This is a genomic window from Streptomyces sp. NBC_00988 (assembly GCF_045162645.1).
In the GTDB taxonomy this organism is placed as follows: domain Bacteria; phylum Actinomycetota; class Actinomycetes; order Streptomycetales; family Streptomycetaceae; genus Streptomyces.
Map to the genome: position 1 here is coordinate 9677463 of NZ_CP108730.1, position 22529 is coordinate 9699991.

Annotated in this window: 17 protein-coding genes and 1 pseudogene; 13 read left to right on the top strand and 5 right to left on the bottom strand. The window is 70.5% G+C overall.

All coding sequences use genetic code 11. The features are described from left to right. Positions 1-107 precede the first annotated feature (107 nt). Positions 108-863, bottom strand: coding sequence for a hypothetical protein (locus OG496_RS43910; RefSeq protein ID WP_366493788.1), 756 nt, complete (start codon positions 861-863; stop codon positions 108-110). Positions 864-1005: 142 nt separating this feature from the next. Here OG496_RS43910 and ggt point away from each other — a divergent pair, with 142 nt between their 5' ends. Beyond that, the gene (gene ggt, locus OG496_RS43915; RefSeq protein ID WP_405974814.1) at positions 1006-2805 is read left to right on the top strand and encodes a gamma-glutamyltransferase; all 1800 of its coding nucleotides are present in this window, start codon (positions 1006-1008) and stop codon (positions 2803-2805) included. Here the strand turns inward: ggt and OG496_RS43920 are convergent. Both OG496_RS43920 and map read right to left on the bottom strand, forming a co-directional pair. Next, positions 2789-5343, bottom strand: a pseudogene (locus OG496_RS43920) (ATP-dependent Clp protease ATP-binding subunit). The gene ggt and the pseudogene OG496_RS43920 sit on opposite strands and share 17 nt — an antisense overlap. Before the next feature lie 151 nt (positions 5344-5494). Further along, positions 5495-6265, bottom strand: coding sequence for a type I methionyl aminopeptidase (map, locus tag OG496_RS43925; RefSeq protein ID WP_366493784.1), 771 nt, complete (start codon positions 6263-6265; stop codon positions 5495-5497). A gap of 32 nt (positions 6266-6297) precedes the next feature. Between map and OG496_RS43930 the strand changes: the two genes are divergently transcribed. The 9 genes from OG496_RS43930 to OG496_RS43970 all read left to right on the top strand — a co-directional run bounded on the left by OG496_RS43930 (position 6298) and on the right by OG496_RS43970 (position 17813). Further along, a complete protein-coding gene (locus OG496_RS43930; protein WP_019062010.1) occupies positions 6298-6549 on the top strand; it encodes a helix-turn-helix domain-containing protein in 252 nt (83 codons plus the stop codon). 336 nt (positions 6550-6885) lie between these two features. Continuing rightward, entirely contained in the window at positions 6886-8490 is a 1605-nt protein-coding gene (locus tag OG496_RS43935; RefSeq protein WP_405974815.1) for a hypothetical protein, read from the top strand. A 179-nt stretch (positions 8491-8669) separates the two neighbouring features. Then, positions 8670-9512: a nitrilase-related carbon-nitrogen hydrolase gene (locus OG496_RS43940; RefSeq protein WP_033279424.1), complete on the top strand. Its 843-nt coding sequence runs from the start codon at positions 8670-8672 to the stop codon at positions 9510-9512. Next, the gene (locus OG496_RS43945) at positions 9509-10795 is read left to right on the top strand and encodes an aspartate aminotransferase family protein (protein WP_405974816.1); all 1287 of its coding nucleotides are present in this window, start codon (positions 9509-9511) and stop codon (positions 10793-10795) included. Before OG496_RS43940 ends, OG496_RS43945 begins: the two co-directional genes overlap by 4 nt. Before the next feature lie 28 nt (positions 10796-10823). After that, positions 10824-12404 carry a PucR family transcriptional regulator gene (locus OG496_RS43950; protein ID WP_405974817.1) on the top strand — a complete coding sequence of 527 codons (1581 nt, stop codon included), beginning with the start codon at positions 10824-10826 and terminating at the stop codon, positions 12402-12404. Between the two features lie 155 nt (positions 12405-12559). Further along, complete coding sequence (locus tag OG496_RS43955) at positions 12560-13402, top strand: nitrilase-related carbon-nitrogen hydrolase (protein WP_019071248.1); 843 nt, start codon at positions 12560-12562, stop codon at positions 13400-13402. Positions 13403-13536: 134 nt separating this feature from the next. Next, the gene (gene hydA, locus OG496_RS43960) at positions 13537-14940 is read left to right on the top strand and encodes a dihydropyrimidinase (RefSeq protein WP_317885525.1); all 1404 of its coding nucleotides are present in this window, start codon (positions 13537-13539) and stop codon (positions 14938-14940) included. Between the two features lie 11 nt (positions 14941-14951). Further along, complete coding sequence (locus OG496_RS43965) at positions 14952-15971, top strand: TIGR03842 family LLM class F420-dependent oxidoreductase (RefSeq protein WP_399389553.1); 1020 nt, start codon at positions 14952-14954, stop codon at positions 15969-15971. Positions 15972-16256: 285 nt separating this feature from the next. Then, entirely contained in the window at positions 16257-17813 is a 1557-nt protein-coding gene (locus tag OG496_RS43970) for an NCS1 family nucleobase:cation symporter-1 (protein WP_366493777.1), read from the top strand. Positions 17814-17840: 27 nt separating this feature from the next. On the opposite strand, the gene OG496_RS43975 is transcribed toward OG496_RS43970, so the two are convergent. Together OG496_RS43975 and OG496_RS43980 are read right to left on the bottom strand one after the other, a co-directional pair. Next, positions 17841-18512, bottom strand: coding sequence for a hypothetical protein (locus OG496_RS43975; RefSeq protein WP_366493776.1), 672 nt, complete (start codon positions 18510-18512; stop codon positions 17841-17843). A gap of 163 nt (positions 18513-18675) precedes the next feature. Then, a complete protein-coding gene (locus OG496_RS43980) occupies positions 18676-19671 on the bottom strand; it encodes a carboxymuconolactone decarboxylase family protein (RefSeq protein ID WP_405974818.1) in 996 nt (331 codons plus the stop codon). A 165-nt stretch (positions 19672-19836) separates the two neighbouring features. Between OG496_RS43980 and OG496_RS43985 the strand changes: the two genes are divergently transcribed. From OG496_RS43985 to OG496_RS43995, 3 genes are read left to right on the top strand one after another with little or no spacing between them, the layout of a single operon-like run. Then, positions 19837-20952, top strand: a complete 1116-nt coding sequence (locus tag OG496_RS43985; protein WP_366493774.1) for a sensor histidine kinase — start codon at positions 19837-19839, stop codon at positions 20950-20952. Beyond that, positions 20949-21656: a response regulator transcription factor gene (locus OG496_RS43990; protein WP_366493773.1), complete on the top strand. Its 708-nt coding sequence runs from the start codon at positions 20949-20951 to the stop codon at positions 21654-21656. The genes OG496_RS43985 and OG496_RS43990 overlap by 4 nt, the downstream gene beginning before the upstream one ends. Next, a complete protein-coding gene (locus tag OG496_RS43995; protein ID WP_405974819.1) occupies positions 21653-22480 on the top strand; it encodes a class I SAM-dependent methyltransferase in 828 nt (275 codons plus the stop codon). The genes OG496_RS43990 and OG496_RS43995 overlap by 4 nt, the downstream gene beginning before the upstream one ends. The last annotated feature ends 49 nt before the right edge of the window (positions 22481-22529 follow it).

Sequence of the window (22529 nt, forward strand, 5' to 3'; positions counted from 1 at the left end):
CTCACACGTGTCAATGCAAAGTGACCCGACGGTAACCGGGACTCCCTACCTCAGGTAACCCGTCAGTAAGTTACGTGCCAGTAAAGATTGTTGACGTGTGTGCGACCTCAGGAGGCACGGTGCGAACTGCGTGGAGCCGGAGCGGGGAGAGGGGTCTCCGCGGCCCGTGTGACGTCCGCGACCAGCTCCACCACATCCGGGCCGTACGCCTGCGAGTTGACCACCTTCAGCAGCAGGACGAAGGTGTTGCCGCCGTGTTTGCGGGCCAACTTCTCATGGTTGCGGGCGAGATAGCGGGACGCTGCCTGGTTGGTGATCGCGCGCTGGCCGCAGAAGAGGAACACCGGCCGCGCGCCGCCCAGTTGACCGGCGGTGAGACGGGCGAGGAGCACGTACTCGCCCTTGCCGGGCTCAAGTCGGTAGCGCTCACTGCCTATTTGGAACGCGCCCCGGTCCGGTCCAGGATCGGGGTCGACGTTGACGCGGATGCCGGGGAGCAGGGACGCCAGATGCGCGGCCATCCGGCGGTTGGAGGCCGGGCCGCCCACGCAGAACTCGGTGCGTTCGCCGAAGCCCTGCTGGGCCGCGTCGTGCGCGACGACCTGGGCGTGCGCGTTGCAGTCCTTGATCAGGGCGGCGAGTTCGAGGAGCGCGAACACGTCGTGCCGCATCACCGTGAGTTCGGGGCCGCCCGCCTCGCGGTTCACCACGAGCAGCGACTCGGAGTTGTCGGGCAGCCCGAAGAACGCCTGCTTGCGCCGGAGTTTGCGCCGCCACAGATAGGTGCGGGCGAGCCAGCCGAGCGCGGCGCTGATGCCGGCGGCGGCCACGCCCAGAACGATGTTGCGCACGTCGTCATTCATGGGCGCGCATGTTAGCGGCCCAGCATGGCTGGTACGTACCGGTGTTCGACGTGTGGCACTCGTGTGACAGTGGCGCGAGGTGGTCTGTTGGGGTCATGGCAATGTGGCTACGCTGCGCGGACGGTCCTGACTGGAGGTACGGATGCGTCGCCCTGTCGCACGGAAACTGTCGGTCCTGGCGGTCTCGGCCGCCGTCGTGTCGGTCGGGGCCGCGGCCCCACCGGCCGCAACGAGCAGCACACCGACGAAGGTTCCGGTGGCGGTCGGCTACGGCGGCGCGGTCGCGAGCGTCGACGCGGACGCCACCGCCGCCGGCATCGAGGTCCTGAAGAAGGGCGGCAACGCGGTCGACGCGGCCGTAGCCACCGCCGCCGCGCTCGGCGTCACCGAGCCCTACTCCTCCGGTATCGGCGGAGGCGGCTACTTTGTCTACTACGACGCCAAGTCCCGTACGGTGCACACCATCGACGGCCGCGAGACCGCGCCGCTGACCGCCGACTCCAACCTCTTCGTGGAGAACGGCAAGACCCTAGCCTTCGCCGACGCCGTCAGCAGCGGCCTCAGCGTCGGCACCCCGGGCACGCCGGCCACCTGGCAGACGGCGCTCGACAAGTGGGGCAGCAGGAAGCTCGGTACGGTCCTCAGGCCCGCCGAGCGGATCGCGAGCGACGGCTTCACGGTCGACGACACCTTCCGCACCCAGACGGCGGCCAACGAGACCCGCTTCCGCTACTTCCCGGACACCGCCAAGCTGTTCCTGCCGGGCGGCGTGCTGCCTGTCGTCGGCTCCACCTTCAAGAACCCCGAACTCGCCAAGACCTACAAGGAGTTGGGCAAGAAGGGGATCGGCACGATCTACCGCGGCGACCTCGGCAAGGACATCCTCGCCACGGTCAACACCCCCAAGGTGGACACGAGTTCGGGCTGGAACGCCCGACCCGGCAAGCTGGCCGCCGAGGACCTCGCGGCCTATCGCGCCAAGCTCCAGGCGCCCACGAAGACGTCGTACCGCGGACTCGGTGTCTACTCGATCGCGCCCTCCTCCTCCGGCGGCACGACCGTCGGCGAGGCCCTCAACATCCTTGAGAAGACGGACCTTTCGAAGGCCAGCGAGGTCCAGTACCTGCACCACTACATCGAGGCCAGCCGGATCGCGTTCGCGGACCGGGGGCGCTGGGTCGGCGACCCCGCCTTCGAGGACGTACCGACGAAGGAACTCCTCTCGCAGAAGTTCGCCGACTCGCGCGCCTGCCTCATCAAGGACGACGCGGTGCTCACCAGCCCGCTTGCGCCCGCCGACCCGCGCAACCCGACGGCCTGCACCGCCGCCGGAACGGCCGCTCCGACGACGTACGAGGGCGAGAACACCACCCACCTCACCGTCGCCGACAAGTGGGGCAACGTCGTCTCCTACACGCTCACCATCGAGCAGACCGGCGGCAGCGCGATGACCGTGCCCGGCCGGGGTTTCCTGCTCAACAACGAGCTGACCGACTTCTCCTTCACCCCGGCCAACCCGGCCGTCCACGACCCGAACCTGCCAGGCCCGGGCAAGCGCCCGCGCTCGTCGATCTCGCCGACGATCGTCCTCGACAAGCACAACAAGCCGGTCGTGGCGCTCGGTTCACCCGGTGGCGCGACCATCATCACGACCGTGCTCCAGACCCTCACCGAGTTCCTCGACCGCGGGCTGCCGCTCGTGGACGCGATCGCCGCGCCCCGCGCCAGCCAGCGGAACGCCGCCAACACGGAGCTCGAACCCGCGCTCTACAACAGCGACTTGAAGACCCAGCTCCAAGCCATCGGGCATTCGTTCACCCTCAACCCGGAGATCGGCGCGGCGACCGGTGTGCAACGGCTGCCCAACGGGGAGTGGTTGGCCGCCGCCGAGAAGGTACGGCGTGGAGGCGGGTCGGCGGCGGTCGTCAACCCGGCGCCGTAGCAAGTCGGTCGGGGTCGGGCGGTGTCGCATCCGTTGTGAACGCGAGCCGCCCGCCCTCCACGTCCACCGTCACCCGGCCGCCCTCCGCGATCCTGCCGTCGAGGAGCAGCCGGGAGAGCTGGTTGTCGACCTCGCGCTGGATGGTGCGGCGGAGCGGGCGGGCGCCGTACTCGGGCTGGTAACCCTGGCGGGAGAGCCAGTCGACGGCGGGGTCCGTGAACGCGACCGTGATGCCCTGCGCGTGCAGGAGACGGCGGGTGTGTTCCAGCAACAGCCCGGTGATCAGCCGGAGTTGCTCGGCGGTGAGCTGGCGGAACACGACGATCTCGTCGATGCGGTTGAGGAACTCGGGGCGGAAGTGCTCGCGCAGCGGGCGCAGGATCTGCTCGCGCCGGGCCTCCTCGTCCGCGTCGGCGCCGCCCGGGCCGAAGCCGATACCGGCGCCACGCCGGGTGATCGCCTCGGAGCCGAGGTTGCTGGTCATCACGATCACCGTGTTGGTGAAGTCGACCGTGCGGCCCTGCGCGTCGGTCAACCGGCCGTCGTCCAGGACCTGGAGCAGGATGTTGAACACGTCCGGGTGCGCCTTCTCGACCTCGTCGAGCAGGAGCAGCGAGTACGGGTGGCGGCGCACGACCTCGGTGAGCTGACCGGCCTCCTCGTGGCCGACATAGCCGGGCGGGGCACCGACGAGACGGCTGACCGTGTGCCGTTCCTGGTACTCGCTCATGTCCAGGCGGACCATCCGGTCCTCGCTGCCGAACAGGGCCTCGGCGAGCGCGCGGGCAAGTTCCGTCTTGCCGACGCCGGTCGGTCCCAGGAACAGGAAACTGCCGATCGGCCGGTCGGGCTCGCCAGTCCGGCGCGGGAGCGCAGCACCGCGTCCGACACGACCCGCACGGCCTCCTCCTGGCCGACGACCCGCCGGTGCAGATGCTCCTCCAGGCCGAGCAGCCGGTCCTTCTCCTCCGCCGTGAGACTGCTCACCGGGATACCGGTCTGGCGTGACACCACCTCGGCGATCGCCTCACCGGTGACCTCCAGGTTCTGTCCCTCGTCGCCCTGGTCCTCACCGCCGGCCTCGGCCAGGCGCACCTTCAACTCGGCGATACGGTCCCGCAGTTGGGTGGCCTTCTCGTAGTCCTCGTCGGCCGCCGCCTGGTCCTTGTCCCGGGCGAGCTGCTCCATCTCGCGCTCCAGGGCCCGTACGTCCGTGCCCTTCGTGCGCGCCCGCAGCCGTACCCGCGCACCCGCCTGGTCGATGAGGTCGATCGCCTTGTCGGGGAGCCGACGGTCGGTGAGATAGCGGTCCGAGAGTTCTACGGCGGCCACCAACGCCTCGTCGGTGTACCGGACTTGGTGGTGCGCCTCGTAGCGGTCGCGCAGCCCGCGCAGGATCTCGATCGCGTCCGGGACGGTCGGTTCCGGCACCAGGATCGGCTGGAACCTGCGGGCCAGCGCCGAGTCCTTCTCGATCCGGCGGTACTCCTCCAGCGTCGTAGCGCCAACGATGTGCAACTCGCCCCGGGCCAGGGCCGGTTTGAGGATGTTGCCGGCGTCCATCGAGCCACCCTCGCCGCCACCGCCCGCGCCGACCACGGTGTGCAACTCGTCGATGAACACGATCAGTTCGTCCGAGTGGGCGCGGATCTCGCCGACGATGTTCGTCAGCCGCTCCTCGAAGTCGCCCCGGAAGCGGGTGCCCGCGACGACGCCGGTGAGGTCGAGTGCGACGACTCGCCGCTCGACCAGCACGTCCGGCACGTCGCCGTCGGTGATGCGCTGCGCGAGGCCCTCCACGATCGCGGTCTTGCCGACGCCCGCGTCGCCGATCAGCACCGGGTTGTTCTTGCCGCGCCGGGACAGCACCTCGATGGTCTGCTCGATCTCCTCGTCGCGGCCGATCACCGGGTCGATACGGCCGTGGCGGGCCAGGTCGATGAGGTCGCGGCTGTACTTGTCGAGGGTGGGGGTGCCGGTGGGGCGGGGCTGGTCCGTGCCGGGCTGCGTGCCGTCCATGGCCTCGGGCGGCAGGCCTGTGGGGGCGTAGCGGGCCGCGTTCAGGATGTGTCCGGCGGCGGAGTCCGGGTTCGCGGCGAGCGCGCCGAGGACGTGTTCGGGGCCGATGTATCCGGTGCCGCCCGCTCTGGCCAGGTCGTGGGCGTCCAGGAGGGCTCGTTTGACGGCCGGGGTGAGGGAGAGGGAGGTGCTTTCCGGGGGTTGGGTGGGTCCTGAGCGCTCGTCGATCTCTGCGGCGAGGGAATCCGGGTCCGCGCCTGCCCGCGTGAGAAGGCCGCGGGTGGGCTCCGCGGAGAGGGCGGCGCGGAGTAGGTGCTGGGTGTCCAGGTCGTGGCTGCCGTGTTCCGCGGCGTACTGGGCCGCGCCTCGGACGAGGTCCCTGGCTGGTTGGCTCAGTAGGCGGCCGATGTCTATCTGACGTGGATCGGGGCGGGCGACTCCGCCCGTGGCTCCGCCGAAGAACCGGGCCAGGAACTCGCCGAGGGGGTCGTCATCGGGGTCTGTGTAGCCGCTGGTCATCAATCCACCATGGCACGGGCCACCGCGTGCGGCATGTGCGGGTTTGGGAGGATTGCGGATGAATTTCGTCTACGGGTGCGTCGTGGCTGGTCGCGCCCACGCGGCGGAGCCGCGAATCGACACAGCCCCGCGCCACTGAAGGGCGCCTCCCTTACCGGCGCTCGGTCAGCACCCTTGGGCCCGCCTCCGTGATCGCCACCGTGTGTTCCACGTGGGCCGCTCTTGAGCCGTCGTTCGTCTTGAGGGTCCAGCCGTCCTTCGCCGCGTGGTAGTCGTCCCGGCCGCTCGCGATCAGCATGGGCTCGATCGCGATGACCATGCCGTGGCGGAGGGGGAGGCCGCGGCCGGGGCGGCCCTCGTTCGGGACTCCGGGGTCCTCGTGCATCTGGCGGCCGATGCCGTGGCCGCCGAAGTCCTCCATGATGCCGTAGCCCGCCGTACGGCACACCGTGCCGATCGCGTGCGCGATGTCGCCGATGCGGTTGCCGACTACGGCCGCGTCGATGCCCGCCGCGAGGGCGCGCTCGGCGGTGTCGATCAGGCGGACGTCGGCGGGGCGCGGCTCGCCGACGATGAAGCTGATCGCCGAGTCGCCGGCCCAGCCGCCCAGCTTGGCGCCGAAGTCGATCGAGACCAGGTCGCCGTCGCGCAGCCGGTAGCCGTCCGGGATGCCGTGCACGATCGCGTCGTTCACGGAGGCGCAGATGACCGCGGGGAACGCGGTGGGCGCGAAGGCGGGGCGGTAGCCGAGGAAGGGCGAACTCGCGCCGGCCGCGCGCAGCACGTCGTGCGCCAACTCGTCCAGCTCCAGGAGGGATACGCCCACGTCGGCGGCCTCCCGCACGGCCGTGAGGGCGCGGGCCACGACCTGGCCCGCCTCGTACATCGCATCGATAGACGTGTCCGTCTTCAGTTCCACCATGCCAATTACTATACCGGTATTAGAATGACGGCATGGTACGCACCCCTCTCACCCCCGAAGAGCGCGAACGCGGCGAACGGCTCGGCCGGCTGCTCCGCGAGGCCCGCGGTGGCCGCAGCATGACGGACGTGGCCGCGCACGCGGGCATCTCGGCGGAGACCCTCCGCAAGATTGAGACGGGCCGGGCACCGACGCCGGCCTTCTTCACCGTGTCCGCCCTCGCCGAGGCACTCGGGCTGTCCATGGATGAACTCGTGGTCAGGTGCGCGCCGTTGGCGGCGTGAGGCGGAGAGCGTGATCGCGTTTTGGCGGGGGCGCGTGCCGGAATGGCCGGCGCGTGCCGGCCTGTGATGCTCGTCCCGGGATCCGTCGGTGCTTGTCTGGTGGCCCGCCGCCGGATCGGCCGCGCCGGGGCTGCCCCTCGCCCTCCCCGGAGTTCGCTCGTCCTCCCCCTTCCCGCCCGGGAGTTGCCAGATCGCCCATCAACCAGGCGGGCGCACGGTCGGGAGGCGTAGGCTCCGAGACCTCTGCGCCCGGCTCGAAAAGCTTCCGTAGCCGCGTCGTAACACAAATGGTGTTTTCTACGGATCGGAGCATTCCGGTCTGGCGGGAGTTGGGGCATGGCTGTGGATCAACTCCCCGGACAGGTGCGGGAGTTCGCGAACTATCTCGACGGAATGCTGGCACGCCTGGACCAGGGTGGCGGCTGGTGCGGGGTGTTCTGGCAGCGCGATCCCGATGGCATGCAGGCTTGTCTGAGCGGGCGTGAAGTACCGCCCTGGGACGTCGTGGAGGCGCTCCTCCAGGACCTCGCCGCGGAGTACGGCCACGGTGTCGCGAGCCAGGAGAAGGAGCGGGCCCGTGCCCTGCACGCCGCCGCGCTCGCCGCGTTCGACGCCCGGCCCGGCAGCCGGGACGCCCTGAGCGACCGGCTCGACGTGATGCTCCGTGAGCAGAAGTACGCGGCCGAGACGCAGGCGAAGCTGGGGCGGTTGCTCAACACCGCCACCACTCAGGAAGCGGCCGACGCCCTGCGCCTCGACCTCGCCTGGGCCCGTGACGACCTCGATCGCGCCACCGCCCGCTGTGCCGAACTCCGCGCCCGCATCGAGCAGTTCGACAACCGCGTCCACTTCCAGGGCGGTCAGGCCGTCCACCGCGACCGGCACGGCAACGTGTTCCGCGTCGACGACACCTTCCAGGACCAGAACAGCGCCACGTACGACCGGAACCAGGCCCCGCACCGACTGCCCCGCCAGCGCGACGCCGAGCAGATGCCGGTTGCTGGTCCGCAGGGCGGATACGGCAGCTCCGACGGTGTCGACGGCCGGACCCCGGACGCCCGCCGCGGCTACGAGGAGTTCGAGCGCGCGAACCCCGGCTACGGCGATCCGGACCCCACGTGGGACGACCTCGCGAGCCCCGAGGCGACCGCCCCGGCGACCGAGACCCCCGACCAGCCCGACGCCGAGGTCGAGGCCCCCGCGCCCAAGCAGCGCAAGCGCCGCCGAGGCAGCGCCCGCTTCGCAGGCCTGGCCGAGGACGACGCCGCCGCCCCGGCCCCGGGCCCCGCAGCCGTCGTACCGGAACTCCCCGCTCCATCGCCCGCCGGCCGCCGGAGCCCGCGCGGAGCCCGTTTCGCCGGGGCCGCCCGGCCGGTCGAGCGGACGCAGCCGAAGCGGGAGCCGTTGGACGCGGACGCGCGGCAGAGCACCGTGGAGGCCGTGCAGCGGCTCGTGGGGCTGCGGCGCGAGGGCCGTAGCGGCGAGGCGCACGCGCTGCTCGTCGAGGCCGCGTACTGGCCCGCCGCGCGCTTCCCGCTGCTCGCGGCCGAACTGCAGCGCGCCGGGCTCGGCGCGGACTGGGCGACGCTGCTCTGGGAGGCCGCCTCGCTGCCCGCCGACCGGCTGGTCGGCGCGGCGGACGCGCTCGTCGCGGCGGGCCGTACGGCGGACGGCGAGCAGATCCTGCGGCAGGGCGTGGCCCGCCCCGCCGGCGAGATAGGCGAGGCCGTTCTCGCGCTGGCCGCGGAGGGGCGCCGCCGGGAGATCCACGCGCTTCTCGACGCCTACGTCAGGGTCCGCACCCCGGAGGAGGCGGCCCGCAGCGTCGCGGCCGACCCCCAGCAGCTCGTACCGCTCCTCCTGGAGGCCGCCCAGGGCGCCTCGGACGAATGCCACTGGGATCTGGTCCACGCTCTACGGGTAGCGGGCTTCAGCGCCTAGCGCGCGGTCGGACCCCGGCTACCCGGCGCAGCGGCTCACCCACCGGAGGGTGAAACACGATCGACTCCGCGGGTTAACGACGATGGTCTTGGCAAGGCTCCTCCGGAGGCTTACGTTCATCCCTCTACGGCCTTGTCTACGGGCGTAGAGGCTCTGGCGTCCCGTCGAAGGAGCAGCTCATGGCCAACGTCGTACGCGCCGCTCTGGTCCAGGCCACCTGGACCGGCGACACCGAGTCCATGGTGGCGAAACACGAGGAACACGCCCGCGAGGCGGCCCGCCAGGGCGCCCAGATCATCGGGTTCCAGGAGGTGTTCAACGCCCCCTACTTCTGTCAGGTCCAGGAACCCGAGCACTACAGCTGGGCCGAGCCGGTGCCCGACGGGCCGACCGTGCGTCGTATGCAACAGCTCGCGCGCGAGACCGGCATGGTGATCGTCGTCCCCGTCTTCGAGATCGAGCAGGACGGCTTCTACTACAACACCGCGGCCGTGATCGACGCCGACGGCACCTTCCTCGGCAAGTACCGCAAGCACCACATCCCGCAGGTCAAGGGCTTCTGGGAGAAGTACTACTTCAGGCCGGGCAACGCGGGCTGGCCGGTCTTCGACACCGCCGTCGGCAAGGTCGGCGTCTACATCTGCTACGACCGCCACTTCCCGGAAGGCTGGCGTCAACTCGGGCTCAACGGCGCCCAGTTGGTCTACAACCCGTCCGCCACCTCGCGCGGCCTCTCCGCCTACCTCTGGCAGCTGGAGCAGCCCGCCGCCGCCGTCGCCAACGAGTACTTCATCGCCGCGATCAACCGTGTGGGACAGGAGGAGTACGGGGACAACGACTTTTACGGGACGTCGTACTTCGTCAACCCGCGAGGCCAGTTCGTCGGCGAGGCCGCCAGCGACAAGGACGAGGAACTCGTCGTGCGCGACCTGGACTTCGGGCTGATCGAGGAAGTTCGCCAACAGTGGGCGTTCTACCGCGACCGGCGTCCCGACGCCTACGAAGGGTTGGTGCAGCCGTGACCAAGGACCTGCTGGGACGCCACCGGGACGTACTCCCCGACTGGCTCGCCCTGTACTACCAAGACCCGTTGGAGATCACGCACGGCGAGGGCCGGCACGTCTGGGACGCCGAGGGCAACAAGTACCTCGACTTCTTCGGCGGCATCCTCACCACCATGACCGCGCACGCACTCCCCGAAGTCACCAAGGCCGTGAGCGAGCAGGCCGGGCGGATCATCCACTCGTCCACGCTCTACCTCAACCGGCCGATGGTCGAACTCGCCGAGCGCGTCGCCCAGTTGTCCGGCATCCCCGACGCCCGCGTCTTCTTCACCACCTCGGGCACCGAGGCCAACGACACCGCCCTGATGCTGGCGACGTCGTACCGCAAGAGCAACCAGATCCTGGCCATGCGCAACAGCTACCACGGCCGCTCCTTCAGCTCGGTCGGCATCACCGGCAACCGCGGCTGGTCCCCGACCTCCCTGTCCCCGCTCCAGACGCTCTACGTCCACGGGGGTGTTCGGACGCGCGGTCCCTACGCCGACCTGAACGACGCCGAGTTCATCGCGGCCTGCGTCGAGGACCTGAAGGATCTGCTCGGTCACGTCCGGCCGCCCGCCGCCCTGATCGCCGAACCGGTGCAGGGCGTGGGCGGGTTCACCTCCCCGCCCGACGGTCTCTACGCCGCCTTCCGTGAAGTCCTCGCCGAGCGCGGGGTGTTGTGGATCGCCGACGAGGTGCAGACCGGCTGGGGGCGCACCGGCGACAACTTCTGGGGCTGGCAGGCGCACGCGGAGAACGGCCCGCCGGACATCCTCACCTTCGCCAAGGGCATCGGCAACGGCATGTCCATCGGCGGTGTCGTCGCCCGCGCCGACATCATGAACTGCCTCGACTCCAACAGCATTTCGACCTTCGGCGGCACCCAGATCACCATGGCGGCGGGCCTCGCCAACCTCACCTATCTGCTGGAGCACGACCTCCAGGGCAACGCCCGCCGCGTCGGCGGCCTCCTCATCGAGCGGCTGCGGGCCGTCGTCGCACAGCATCCCGGCGTACGGGAAGTACGCGGGCGCGGACTGATGATCGGCATCGAGCTGGTCAGGCCCGGCACCGACGAGGCCGACCCGGACGCGGCGTCCGCCGTACTCGAAGCGGCCCGCGAGGGCGGCCTGTTGATCGGCAAGGGCGGCGGACACAACACCAGCGCCCTGCGCATCGCCCCACCGCTGTCCCTGACCGTCGCGGAGGCCGAGGAGGGCGCCGCGATCCTCGAACAGGCTCTGAGGAGCACGCAGTAGCGCACACGCTGAACAAGGGAAGACCGTCATGACCGCCACCTTGGGAACCCTCGGAACCCTGGACGACCTGGAGCCCGCCCTGTCGGTGCGCCAGGTCCTCGGCCTGGAACGGGTCCTCGCCGGGGAACCCGAGGTGGTGGCAGGCGCGAGCCAACTCGACCGGCTCGTGCGCTGGGTGCACGTCGCCGAGGCCGCCGACGTCGGCGTGATGCTCACCGGCGGCGAGATGGTCCTCACCACCGGGGTGCTCCTCGCCGGTGACGAGGCCGCGCAGGCCGAGTACATCCAGTCCCTGCACCGCGCGGAGGCCTCGGCCGTCGTCCTGGGGCTCGGTCGCGCGTTCCCCGCCCCGCCGGACGTGATGCGCCGCGCGGCCGAACGGTGCGGGCTGCCCATGGTGGTGCTCCACCGGCCCTTCCCCTTCGCGGAGTTGACGGAAGAGGTCCAATCCCGGCTGGTACGGCGGAAGTTCGCCGCCGTCAGCCTCTCCGAGGCCGTACGGACCGCGCTCACCGGACTCATCACCGGCGGCGCCCCGCTGCAGAGCCTGCTCGACGAGGTCGCCGCGCACAGCGCCTGCCCGGTCGTCGTCACCAACCTCGCGCACCGCGTCCTCGCCACGGCGGGGGAGCGGTCGGCCGTGGACGACGTGCTGCGCGACTGGGAGCGCATCTCCCGGCAGGCCGGCGGCAGCGAGGGCGACGGCTGGATCCGTGCCGAACTGGGCGGACGCGGCGAGCGCTGGGGCCAGATCATGCTGTGCGGCTACCGCGGCGACACCGCCACCGGCCGCCTCCTCGCCGACCGAGCCGCCGAGGCCCTCGTCCTGCACCGCATGCTCGGCGGCTCCGCCCACACCTGGGAGGAACAGTCCGCCCAGAGCCTGATGACCGACCTTGCGAGCGGCGTCGTACCGGCGCGCCAACTCCTGCCCCGCGCCCGCGCGGCCGGACTCCCGGTCAACCGGCGCACGTTCGTCCCGATGGTCGTGCGTGACGGAGACGCGGCCCAACTTGACCGCGTTCTGAGGCTGTTGGGGCTCCCCGGACTCGTCGCCGAACTGGCCGAGGGAGTCACCGCCGTACTGCTCAGCCTGCCCCGCGACCAGGACGCGGACGCCCTCGCCGCGCACTTCGCGAGCCGGCTGCGCACCGAGTCGGGGGCGTTGAAGGCGGTCGTGGCCGCCGCCGGTCAGCGCACCGTCTGGGACGACGTCCCCGCCGGGCTGCGCGAGGCACAGCACGTCGCCGACGCCGTGGCCGACTCCAGCGACGCCCTCGACCTCCCGGCCGTCGTACGCCTCAAGGACGTTCATCTGCGCGGCCTGATCCGGCTGTTGAGGGACGACCCGCAGGTGCAGTCGTTCGCCGAGCGGGAGTTGGACGGGCTGCTGTGCGCGGCCGACGAGGACCTGCTGGCCGTACTGCGGACGTATCTGGCCACCGGCCGCAACAAGTCGCGCACCGCGCAGCTCCACCATGTCTCGCGGCCCGCGCTGTACCGCCGGCTGGAGGCCATAGAGGGGCGGCTCGGGGTCGACCTCGACGACTTCGAACAGGCCGCCTCGGTGCACATCGCGCTCCTCGCGCACGACGCGCAACAGGGGTGAAACATGGGACTACCTGCGAAAACGGCGGTGAAACATGCGGCCACGACAGGGTGACACCGTGGAACGCCACGCGCTCGCAGACGTGACACCGTGCAACTCAGACCGGACATCAGGACTTCCTAGGCTCCTCACACACCTAGCGACCGGAGGTCCCGATGAGCACAGTGATTCGTGCCGCTCTCTTCCAGACAGCCTGGACGGGCGACAAGGAGTCCATGATCCAGGTACACGAGCAGGCGGTCCGCGACGCGGCCGCGCAGGGTGCTCAAGTCCTGTGCTTCCAGGAGCTGTTCTACGGACCGTACTTCTGCCAGGTCCAGGACAAGGCGTTCTACGAGTACGCCGAGGCGATCCCGGACGGCCCGATCGTCAAGCGTTTCCAGGCGCTGGCCAAGGAGCACGGCATCGTCCTGGTCCTGCCGATGTACGAGGAGGAGCAGCCCGGCGTCCTCTACAACACGGCCGCCGTGATCGACGCGGACGGCTCCTACCTGGGCAAGTACCGCAAGCACCACATCCCCCAAGTACCGGGATTCTGGGAGAAGTTCTACTTCCGCCCGGGCAACAGTGGCTGGCCGATCTTCGACACCAAGGTCGGCAAGATCGGCGTCTACATCTGCTACGACCGGCACTTCCCGGAGGGCTGGCGCGCCCTGGGCCTCGCCGGTGCGGAGATCGTCTTCAACCCGTCGGCGACCTCGCGCGGCCTGTCCGCCTACCTGTGGCAGCTGGAGCAGCCCGCGGCTGCCGCCGCCAACGAGTACTTCGTCGGCGCCATCAACCGGGTCGGCGTGGAGGAGTTGGGCGACAACGACTTCTACGGCACGACGTACTTCGTCGACCCGGAGGCCCAGTTCGTGGGCGAGGTGGCCAGCGACAAGGAGCCCGAACTCGTCGTCCGGGACCTGGACTTGGCGAAACTCCGCGAGGTCCGCGACCGCTGGCAGTTCTACCGCGACCGCCGCCCGGACGCGTACGGCCCGCTGACCGCACCGTAACCCGGATAGTTTCCGCGCCCCTCGGAGGGCGAAGCCCGCTTGAGGGGCGCGGGGCAGCGTCCATCAGCGGCCTCGCCGCAGGGCGCGCCCAGCCCCACAGACCCGCACCCGACCACAATCCAGCGGAGTCAAAGATGAGCACCCGTACCGTCATCCGCGGCGGCCTAGTCATCACCGCGTCCGACGAACTCCACGCCGACGTCCTGATCGAGGACGGCCGCATCGCGGCACTGGCCACCTCCGGTACGCCGACGGCCGACGCCTGGACCGCCGAGCGGGTCATCGACGCCACCGGGAAGTACGTCATCCCGGGCGGGGTCGACGCCCACACCCACATGGAGATGCCGTTCGGCGGCACCAAGGCGGCCGACACCTTCGAGACCGGCACCCGGGCCGCCGCCTGGGGCGGTACGACGACCATCGTCGACTTCGCCATCCAGAGCGTCGGCGGAGCCCTCCGCGAGGGCCTCGACGCCTGGCACGCCAAGGCCGAGGGCAACTGCGCCATCGACTACGGCTTCCACATGATCGTCTCCGACGTCAACGAGGACACCCTCAAGGAGATGGACCTGCTGGTGCAGGAGGGCGTCACCTCCTTCAAGCAGTTCATGGCCTACCCGGGTGTCTTCTACAGCGACGACGGCCAGATCCTGCGCGCCATGCAACGCGCCGCCGACAACGGCGGGTTGATCATGATGCACGCCGAGAACGGCATCGCGATCGACGTCCTCGTCGAGCAGGCGCTGGCCCGCGGCGAGCGGGACCCCCGCTACCACGGCGAGGTCCGCAAGGCCCTCCTCGAAGCCGAGGCCACCCACCGCGCCATCAAGCTCGCCCAGGTCGCCGGCGCCCCGCTCTACGTCGTCCACGTCTCCGCGATGGAGGCGGTCGCCGAGCTGGCCAAGGCGCGCGACGAAGGCCTCCCCGTCTTCGGCGAGACCTGTCCGCAGTACCTGTTCCTGTCGACGGACAACCTCGCCGAGCCCGACTTCGAGGGCGCGAAGTACGTGTGCAGCACGCCCCTCCGGCCGAAGGAGCACCAGGCCAAGCTCTGGCAGGGCCTGCGCACCAACGACCTCCAGGTGGTCTCCACCGACCACTGCCCCTTCTGCTTCGTGGGCCAGAAGGAGCTGGGACGCGGGGACTTCTCGAAGATCCCCAACGGCATGCCGGGCGTCGAGAACCGTATGGACCTGCTCCACCAGGGCGTCGTCGACGGGCACATCAGCCGCCGCCGCTGGATCGAGATCGCCTGCGCCTCCCCGGCGCGGATGTTCGGCCTCTACCCGAAGAAGGGCACCATCGCCCCGGGCGCCGACGCCGACGTCGTCATCTACGACCCGCACGCCGAGCAGACCGTCTCCGCCGAGACGCACCACATGAACGTCGACTACTCGGCGTACGAGGGCAAGCGCCTCACCGGCCGCGTCGAGACCGTCCTCTCGCGTGGCGAACTCGTCATCACCGAGCGGGAGTACACCGGGCACGCGGGCCACGGCGTCTACACCCCGCGCTCCACCAGTCAGTACCTCAACTAGGAGTGGCGCACATGGACTTCGGACTCGTCCTGCAGACCGACCCGCCGGCCTCGCGGGTCATCAGCCTGATGAAGCGCGCCGAGCGCAACGGCTTCACCTACGGCTGGACCTTCGACTCCGCCGTGCTGTGGCAGGAGCCGTTCGTGATCTACAGTCAGATCCTGGCCAACACCACGAAGTTGACGGTCGGCCCGATGGTCACCAACCCGGGCACCCGCACCTGGGAGGTCACCGCCTCCACCTTCGCCACCCTGAACGACATGTTCGGCAACCGCACGGTCTGCGGCATCGGCCGCGGCGACTCCGCGATGCGGGTGGCGGGCCGGACTCCCAACACCCTGGCCCGGATCAGCGAGGCCATGAAGGTCATCAGGGCGCTCGGCTCCGGCCAGGAGGCGGACCTCGGCGGCACGGTCATCAAGTTCCCCTGGGCCAAGGAGGACGCCCAACTCCCGGTCTGGATGGCCGCGTACGGCCCCAAGGCCCTGAAGATGACCGGCGAGGAGGCCGACGGCTTCATCCTCCAGCTCTCGGACCTCTACCTCACCGAGTACATGGTGAAGGCGGTCAAGGACGCGGCCGTTGCCGCCGGGCGCGACCCGTCCGAGGTGAAGATCTGCGTCGCCGCCCCGGCCTACGTCACCGAGGACGACTCGCCCGAGGCGCTCGCCCACGCGCGCGACCAGTGCCGCTGGTTCGGCGGCATGGTCGGCAACCACGTCGCCGACCTCGTCGCCAAGTACGGCGAGCACTCCGCCGCCGTACCCGAGGAACTCACGGACTACATCAAGGCCCGTGAGGGGTACGACTATTCGCACCACGGCCGTTCCGACAACCCCGACACGGCCTTCGTGCCCGACGAGATCGTCGACCGGTTCTGCATCATCGGATCGGCCGAGAAGCAGATCGAAAAGCTCAACGCCCTGCGCGAGTTGGGCGTCGACCAGTTCGCCGTCTACGACATGCACGACGCGCAGGAGGCCACGATCGACGCCTACGGGTCGAAGATCATCCCGGCCGTCAACGCCTGAGCCGTACAAGAGAACCGCTCAACTCCCCGTCCCCCCACTCCAGTTCTCCCCCTCCCCGCCGTCCCGGGGAGGGGGTGGCGGGGCCGGGGAAGGTCGAGCACGCCCCCACGCCGCCCGGCACGCACTCTCGCCGCACCGGCCAAAGGCCCAAGTAGCTCCGCTACGAGGGCCTTCGTCCGGCACGCCGAGAGCACGCACCGAACGACGCGGGAACGCACCCGACCTTCCCCGGCCCCGCCGGCCCCGCACGGCCTCTCCGGACCCACCTCATCGATTGGCCTGCCCATGACCGACATCGCCCCCTCGGCCATACCGCCGACCGCTCAAGTCACCCTCTCCGACGGGCGGGTGGAACTCGCCCCGGGGTCCCCGCTGCCCAGCGGGCCGTACGCCAACGACGACCTGCTGCCGGTTCCCGTCGAGAAGCGCACCTGGACCACGTACAACTTCTCCGCGCTGTGGGTCGGCATGGCCCACAACACGGCTTCCTGGACGCTCGCTTCGGGTCTCATCGCCGTCGGCATGGACTGGAAGCAGGCGGTGTTCACCATCGCCCTGGCCAACCTGATCGTGCTCGTGCCGATGCTGCTCACCGGGCACGCGGGACCGAAGTACGGCATCCCCTTCCCGGTCTTCGCGCGTGCCTCGTTCGGCGTGCGCGGCGCCAACCTCCCTGCCGTAGTACGGGCGTTGGTGGCCTGCGGCTGGTTCGGCATCCAGACCTGGATCGGCGGTGAGGCGATCTACTTCCTCGCCGGCAAGCTGATCGGCGACAGTTGGGCCAACGCCTCGCACATCGGCGGGTACGCCTGGACGATGTGGCTGTCGTTCGCGCTGTTCTGGGTGCTCCAAGTGGCCATCATCTACCGGGGTATGGAGACGATCCGCCGCTTCGAGAACTGGGCGGCGCCCTTCGTGCTCGTCGGCGCGTTCGTGATGCTGTGGTGGATGAGCGACAAGGCCGGCGGCTTCGGCCCGCTCTTCGACCAGCCGTCGAAGCTCGGTTGGGGCGGCAGCTTCTGGAAGCTGTTCTGGCCCTCGCTCATGGGCATGATCGGCTTCTGGTCCACACTGTCGCTGAACATCCCGGACTTCACCCGCTACGGCAAGAGCCAGAAGGCCCAGACATGGGGCCAGGCGCTCGGCCTGCCGACCACGATGACCCTGTTCGCGTTCCTGTCGGTGATGGTCACCTCCGGCTCGCAGGCGGTCTACGGCACGGCGATCTGGGACCCGGTACAGCTGGCGGCGAAGACGGACAACGTCGTAGGCCTGCTGTACGCGTTGGTGACCGTGCTGGTGGCGACCCTGTCCGTAAACATCGCGGCCAACCTGGTCTCGCCCGCCTTCGACTTCTCCAACATCGCGCCCCGGAAGATCAGCTTCCGCACCGGCGCCCTCGTGACCAGCGTCCTCGCGGTGCTGATCTTCCCGTGGAAGCTGTACTCCGACCCGCAGGGCTACATCTTCACCTGGCTCGGTCTGGTCGGCGGTCTGCTCGGCACGGTCGCCGGCATCCTCATCGCCGACTACTGGGTCCTGCGCCGCGGCAAGCTCGACCTCGCCGACCTGTACCGCAAGGGCGGCCGCTACTGGTACGACGGCGGCTGGAACTGGCGGGCCGTCGTCGCCTTCGTGGTGGGCGGCGTACTCGCTGTCGGCGGCGCGGACTTCCACCCGCTGATCGACGGCCGGCCCATCCCGGCCCTGTCCTCGCTCGCCGACTACGGCTGGGCCGTGGGCCTGGGCACGTCGATGGTGCTCTACGTAGTGCTCACATTGCTGACCGGGAAGCAGACGGAACCGGTGACGGAAGCGGCACCGGAGACCGTCGAGGCATAGAACCTGCGCACCTGGGGGCGGTCGAGGCTAGCTGGCCTTGCCGCCCTCCAGCGCGGTCACCGCCTCCTTGGCGGCCTTGATCGCACCCTTGTTGATGACGTCCGTACTCGGCGCCTTCTTGTTCTCGAAGTCGCTGCCGTTGTACGTGATCGTCACCAGCGCGTTGCCCGCGCGGACGACGACCGTGCCCTCACGCGTCTGCTGCTTGTCCTCCGTGGTGAGGTTCACGATGGAGTAGGCCGAGTCCCCGAGCCCGGGGACGGCCCCGCCGCCGCTCTTCTCCGTAGTCGTCTCGGTGTACGACTTCTGTGCCGCCGCGTCCGATTCCGTGATCTCGTACGACACGTCGAGCCAGCGGTAGTCGTACCCCTTGAGCGCGTTCCACGAGCAGGTGCGGCGCACCTTCGTGTCCGTCGACGGGATCTCCTTGCCGGCCGTCTTCGCGCCCGGCACCAGCGACTTGATCGTCGCCACCGCCACACTTCCGCACGGGGCGGGGGAGGTGGCGTACTCCTTGGCCGCGGTCGTCGCCGACGGGGCCGAGGCATCGGGCGAGGCGCCGGACTCGGGCGTCGACTTGTGGTCGGCGGTCGTCGTCGCGGCGAACGGACCGGACGTCAGGGCCCAGCCCATCGCGGCGAGCACGACGACCGGCGACAGACGCGCGGTGAGAGCGAGCGGCAGAGGAAGAGAACGCAAGTCGCACTTCTCGTGGGGGAAGGGTGCGGAGCGGGTCCGCACTGCGGACGGGGACGTCAGTCTCACATGACTCCCTGTGTGGCGGAAGTGAGAACTCGCTCCGTGCCTGTGCGGTGACACAGCCCTACTGTCGACGCTCTGTGTGTCCCTTTATGTCCACTCCCTACGGCTGAGCGGCGGGCACGCGCATCGTCGTCTCGATCCGTTCGACGGCCGAGAACGCCCCGTACGCGATCAGCCGCACCAGGCTCGCGTCACTGTGCCGCGCCCCGCGCCAGGCGGCCACATCCTCCTCCGTGATCCGGTACGGGGCGAGCGCGGCCAGCACCGCGAGCCGCGCCGCGGGCCGCTCCCGCCGGTTCGGGAAGCCACGCAGCACGACCGGCGGATGCGAACCGTCCCAGGCCCACAGCGTCTCCCGTACGAGCGTCCGGTCGTCGGCGTCGAGCAGCTCGGCGCCCGCGCGCGCGGCCGTACGCAGCGCGTCGTAGGCCGGGCCCACCGGGGTTCCGGCCGCCCAGTCCGGGCCGGGTCCCGGGTCGTCGAGCAGGGGGAGTGCCGCTCCTGGTACGGCGGTCCGGCGCACGGTGCGGGCGACGCTGCGGCCGGCGAGGCTCCGTACCGCCCGGAAGCGCTGGGCGTTGCCCGGGAGGAGCTGTTCGGTCAGCAGGGCCGACACGATGCGGTTGATGAAGTGGAAGGCGAGGGCGGTGCCCAGATAGGCGGGCGCCTGTTCACGCGGGAACGGGTACGGCGTCAGGGCCGCGCCCGGCACACGCGTCCTGCGGCCCCAGTCGAGCACGCGCGCGTGGTCCTCGTTCTGCGGGGTGCCACCCCGGGCCAGGTGCTCGGCGAGGGCGTGGTCGCCGGTGGCGTGCAGCAGGACGGTGTGCGCGTCCGCGCAGAACGGGCACTTGTTGGCGAGCGAGACACCGAGGGCGGCCAGCTCCTTGCCGGTGCGGCTGCCGGCGCCCGCGATCAGCGACTCCCGCATCAACGCCCAGGCGGGCGCGAGGAGTTCGGGCGCGGAGGACAGGACCACGAAGGTCGGGGGCCGTTCGATCCCGAAGTCGACGGCGATCTGCTCGAAGACCTCGGCGCTGCGGCCGGTGGCGGACTTGGGCGACGGTGGCCGGGTGTGCCGGAAGGGTGTGGGCATGGCAGCAGCGTGCGCGGCCGGGGTGGTCCGGGTCGTCGTACGGGCGGAGGCAGTTGGGGCTACGACGGAGAGGTCCGGGGCGTGGCCGACTACTACGGGGGGAGTAGTCCGGGAGTTGTCCACAGGGCTGACGCCCGTGTCGGCGCGGCGGTCTAGTGTGCGGACATGAGCGGGTATCCGGTCGATGTGACCCCACGCAGGCGCCTCGCCGACGCGTCCCTCGCGGTCGTGATCGGTGCCCTTGTCGTGGCCGTCGCGGCCTTCGACGCGGACACGACCGCCCTCGACTACGTGCTGATGGCCCTCGCGTCGGCGGCCCTGGCGTTCTACCAGACGGCTCCGCGGGCGGTCCTCGCGGTGACCACGGCGGCGGAGGCGGCCTACGTCCTGCACGCCCACCCGGGGCCGGTGGCCGGTCTCCCCGTCTTCGCGGCCATGCACACGGCGGCCCGCGCGGGACATCGCGGTACGGCGGCCGTGGGCGGCGGAGTGTTCCTGGTGGCGTACTTCGCGACCGGGCCGACGACCCAGCAGGTGGTCGAGCGGACCGCGCTCCTGGCCGGCTGGTTCCTGTGCGCGGTGGTCACCGGCCTCGCCGACCGCAACTGGCAGGCGTATCTGCGCCAGACCGAACAGCGCGCCCTGGAGGCCGAACGCACCCGTGAGGAGGCCGCGTTGCGGCGCGCGGGCGAGGAACGCCTGCGCATAGCACGGGAGTTGCACGACTCCCTCACCCACAGCATCTCGATCGTCAAGCTCCAGGCGGGAGTTGCGGTCCACCTCGCCCGCAAGCGCGGCGAGGAGGTGCCGCCCGCGCTGCTCGCCATCCAGGAGGCGGGCGGCGAGGCGATGCGCGAACTGCGGGCCACCCTGGAGATCCTGCGCACCACCGAGGAGCCCACCGGCACCCCCGCGCTGCTCGTCGAGCGGGCCTGCGCGGCGGGCCTCGCCGTCGAACTCGCGGTGACCGGCGAGGAACGCCCTCTCGCCGCGACGGTCGACCGCGCGGTGTACCGCATCGTCCAGGAGGCGCTCACCAACGCGGCCCGGCACGCGGGCCCGGCGAAGGTCAACGTCCAACTCGACTACGGCGAGGAGGACTTGACGATACGGGTGGAGGACGACGGAGCGGCCGACCCCGACTGCCCGCCGAAGCCGGGCATCGGTCTCACCGGCATGCGCGAGCGCGTCGCCGCCCTCGGGGGCACCCTGCACACCGCCCCGCGCGCGGAGGGCGGCTTCTCGGTACGGGCCGAACTGCCGCTGGGGGAGACGGGATGATCCGGGTCGCGGTCGTCGACGACCAGGCGCTGATGCGCGCGGGCTTCCGCGCCCTCCTCGACGCAGAAGAGGGCATCGAGGTCGTCGGCGAGGCGGCCGACGGCGAGCAGGGTGTGGCCCTCGTCCGCGCCCAACTCCCGGACATCGCGCTGATCGACGTACAGATGCCGGTGATGACGGGCATCGAGGCCACGCGCCGTATCGCGGCGGACCCCAGCCTCTCTGCCGTCCGGGTCGTCATCCTCACCAACTACGGCCTGGACGAGTACGTCTTCGAGGCGCTGCGCGCGGGTGCCAGCGGCTTCCTCCTCAAGGACACCGACCCGGCGGACCTGCTCCAGGCGATCGATATCGTGGCCGGCGGCGAGGCCCTCCTGTCCCCGGCCGTCACCCGCACGCTCATCGGCGAGTTCGTCTCCCGGCCCCCGGACCGCTCCACCCCCTCCGGCCTGGAACACCTCACCCGCCGCGAACGGGAGGTCACCGCCCTCGCCGCCCGCGGCCTCACCAACGAGGAGATCGCCGCCCACATGGTCATCAGCCCGTTCACGGCGAAGACCCACATCAGCCGGGCGATGACGAAGCTCGGCGCACGGGACCGGGCCCAACTCGTCGTGTTCGCCTACGAGTCGGGGCTGGTGACGGCCCGCACGCCGGAATCCCGTTGCGAGCCGGACACGCCGGATCGCACCCTGGGGCGATGACCGAGACGACACGCGCGCAAGACCCCGCCGTCGGTGTTCGCGAGGAGATCCTCGCCTACTACGCCCAGGGCAAGGAGGACGGCCGCCTCAGACAGGGTTCCGAGCGGCTGGAGTTCTGGCGTACCCAGGACGTGCTGCGGCGGCTGTTGCCGACGGCTCCCGCGAAGTTGCTGGACGTCGGCGGAGGCAGCGGCATCCACGCCGAGTGGCTCGCGCGGGATGGTTACGAGGTCCAACTCATCGACCCTGTGCCGCTGCATGTGGAGCAGGCGGGCCGGTTGCCCGGGGTCGACGCACGCGCCGGGGACGCCAGGGAACTGCCCGCCGAAGACGCCTCGTACGACGTGGTGTTGCTGCTGGGGCCGCTGTACCACCTGCCCGAACGGACCGACCGGGTACGGGCGTTGAGCGAGGCGCGTCGGGTGGTGCGGCCGGGTGGGCTGGTGGTCGCGGTGACGATCAACCGGTTCGCGGGCCTGCACGACCTGCTCAAGCACGAGCTGTACTTCACCGCCCCGCACCGCGCGCGGGTCGACCGAGAGACGGAAGAGGGACGCCACGACTCCGAGGACGGCGGCCTCTTCACGACCGCCTACTTCGCCCAACCCCACGAAGCCCCCGAGGAGTTCACGGACGCGGCACTCACCGTCGAGGGCCAGTACGGCCTCGAAGGCGTCGCCTGGCTGATGGGCGGCATCGAGGACTGGCTGGACGACCCGGACCGCCGCGAGGCCGTCCTGGCGGCCACCCGCCACATCGAGTCCGAGCCCACGCTGCTCGGCACCAGCGGCCATCTCCTCACGGCGGGCAGGCGCCGGGACTAGCGGGGCGAGTGGTGTTGGGGGAGCGTTCGGAAGCTGGTACCCGGTGCGC

What these genes read in the sequence shown, in the direction of transcription:
- OG496_RS43910 (WP_366493788.1), bottom strand. Translation starts at nt 863, where the DNA reads ATGAATGACGACGTGCGCAACATCGTTCTGGGCGTGGCCGCCGCCGGC.
- ggt (WP_405974814.1), top strand. Translation starts at nt 1,006, where the DNA reads ATGCGTCGCCCTGTCGCACGGAAACTGTCGGTCCTGGCGGTCTCGGCC.
- map (WP_366493784.1), bottom strand. Translation starts at nt 6,265, where the DNA reads ATGGTGGAACTGAAGACGGACACGTCTATCGATGCGATGTACGAGGCG.
- OG496_RS43930 (WP_019062010.1), top strand. Translation starts at nt 6,298, where the DNA reads ATGGTACGCACCCCTCTCACCCCCGAAGAGCGCGAACGCGGCGAACGG.
- OG496_RS43935 (WP_405974815.1), top strand. Translation starts at nt 6,886, where the DNA reads ATGGCTGTGGATCAACTCCCCGGACAGGTGCGGGAGTTCGCGAACTAT.
- OG496_RS43940 (WP_033279424.1), top strand. Translation starts at nt 8,670, where the DNA reads ATGGCCAACGTCGTACGCGCCGCTCTGGTCCAGGCCACCTGGACCGGC.
- OG496_RS43950 (WP_405974817.1), top strand. Translation starts at nt 10,824, where the DNA reads ATGACCGCCACCTTGGGAACCCTCGGAACCCTGGACGACCTGGAGCCC.
- OG496_RS43955 (WP_019071248.1), top strand. Translation starts at nt 12,560, where the DNA reads ATGAGCACAGTGATTCGTGCCGCTCTCTTCCAGACAGCCTGGACGGGC.
- hydA (WP_317885525.1), top strand. Translation starts at nt 13,537, where the DNA reads ATGAGCACCCGTACCGTCATCCGCGGCGGCCTAGTCATCACCGCGTCC.
- OG496_RS43965 (WP_399389553.1), top strand. Translation starts at nt 14,952, where the DNA reads ATGGACTTCGGACTCGTCCTGCAGACCGACCCGCCGGCCTCGCGGGTC.
- OG496_RS43970 (WP_366493777.1), top strand. Translation starts at nt 16,257, where the DNA reads ATGACCGACATCGCCCCCTCGGCCATACCGCCGACCGCTCAAGTCACC.
- OG496_RS43980 (WP_405974818.1), bottom strand. Translation starts at nt 19,671, where the DNA reads ATGCCCACACCCTTCCGGCACACCCGGCCACCGTCGCCCAAGTCCGCC.
- OG496_RS43985 (WP_366493774.1), top strand. Translation starts at nt 19,837, where the DNA reads ATGAGCGGGTATCCGGTCGATGTGACCCCACGCAGGCGCCTCGCCGAC.
- OG496_RS43990 (WP_366493773.1), top strand. Translation starts at nt 20,949, where the DNA reads ATGATCCGGGTCGCGGTCGTCGACGACCAGGCGCTGATGCGCGCGGGC.
- OG496_RS43995 (WP_405974819.1), top strand. Translation starts at nt 21,653, where the DNA reads ATGACCGAGACGACACGCGCGCAAGACCCCGCCGTCGGTGTTCGCGAG.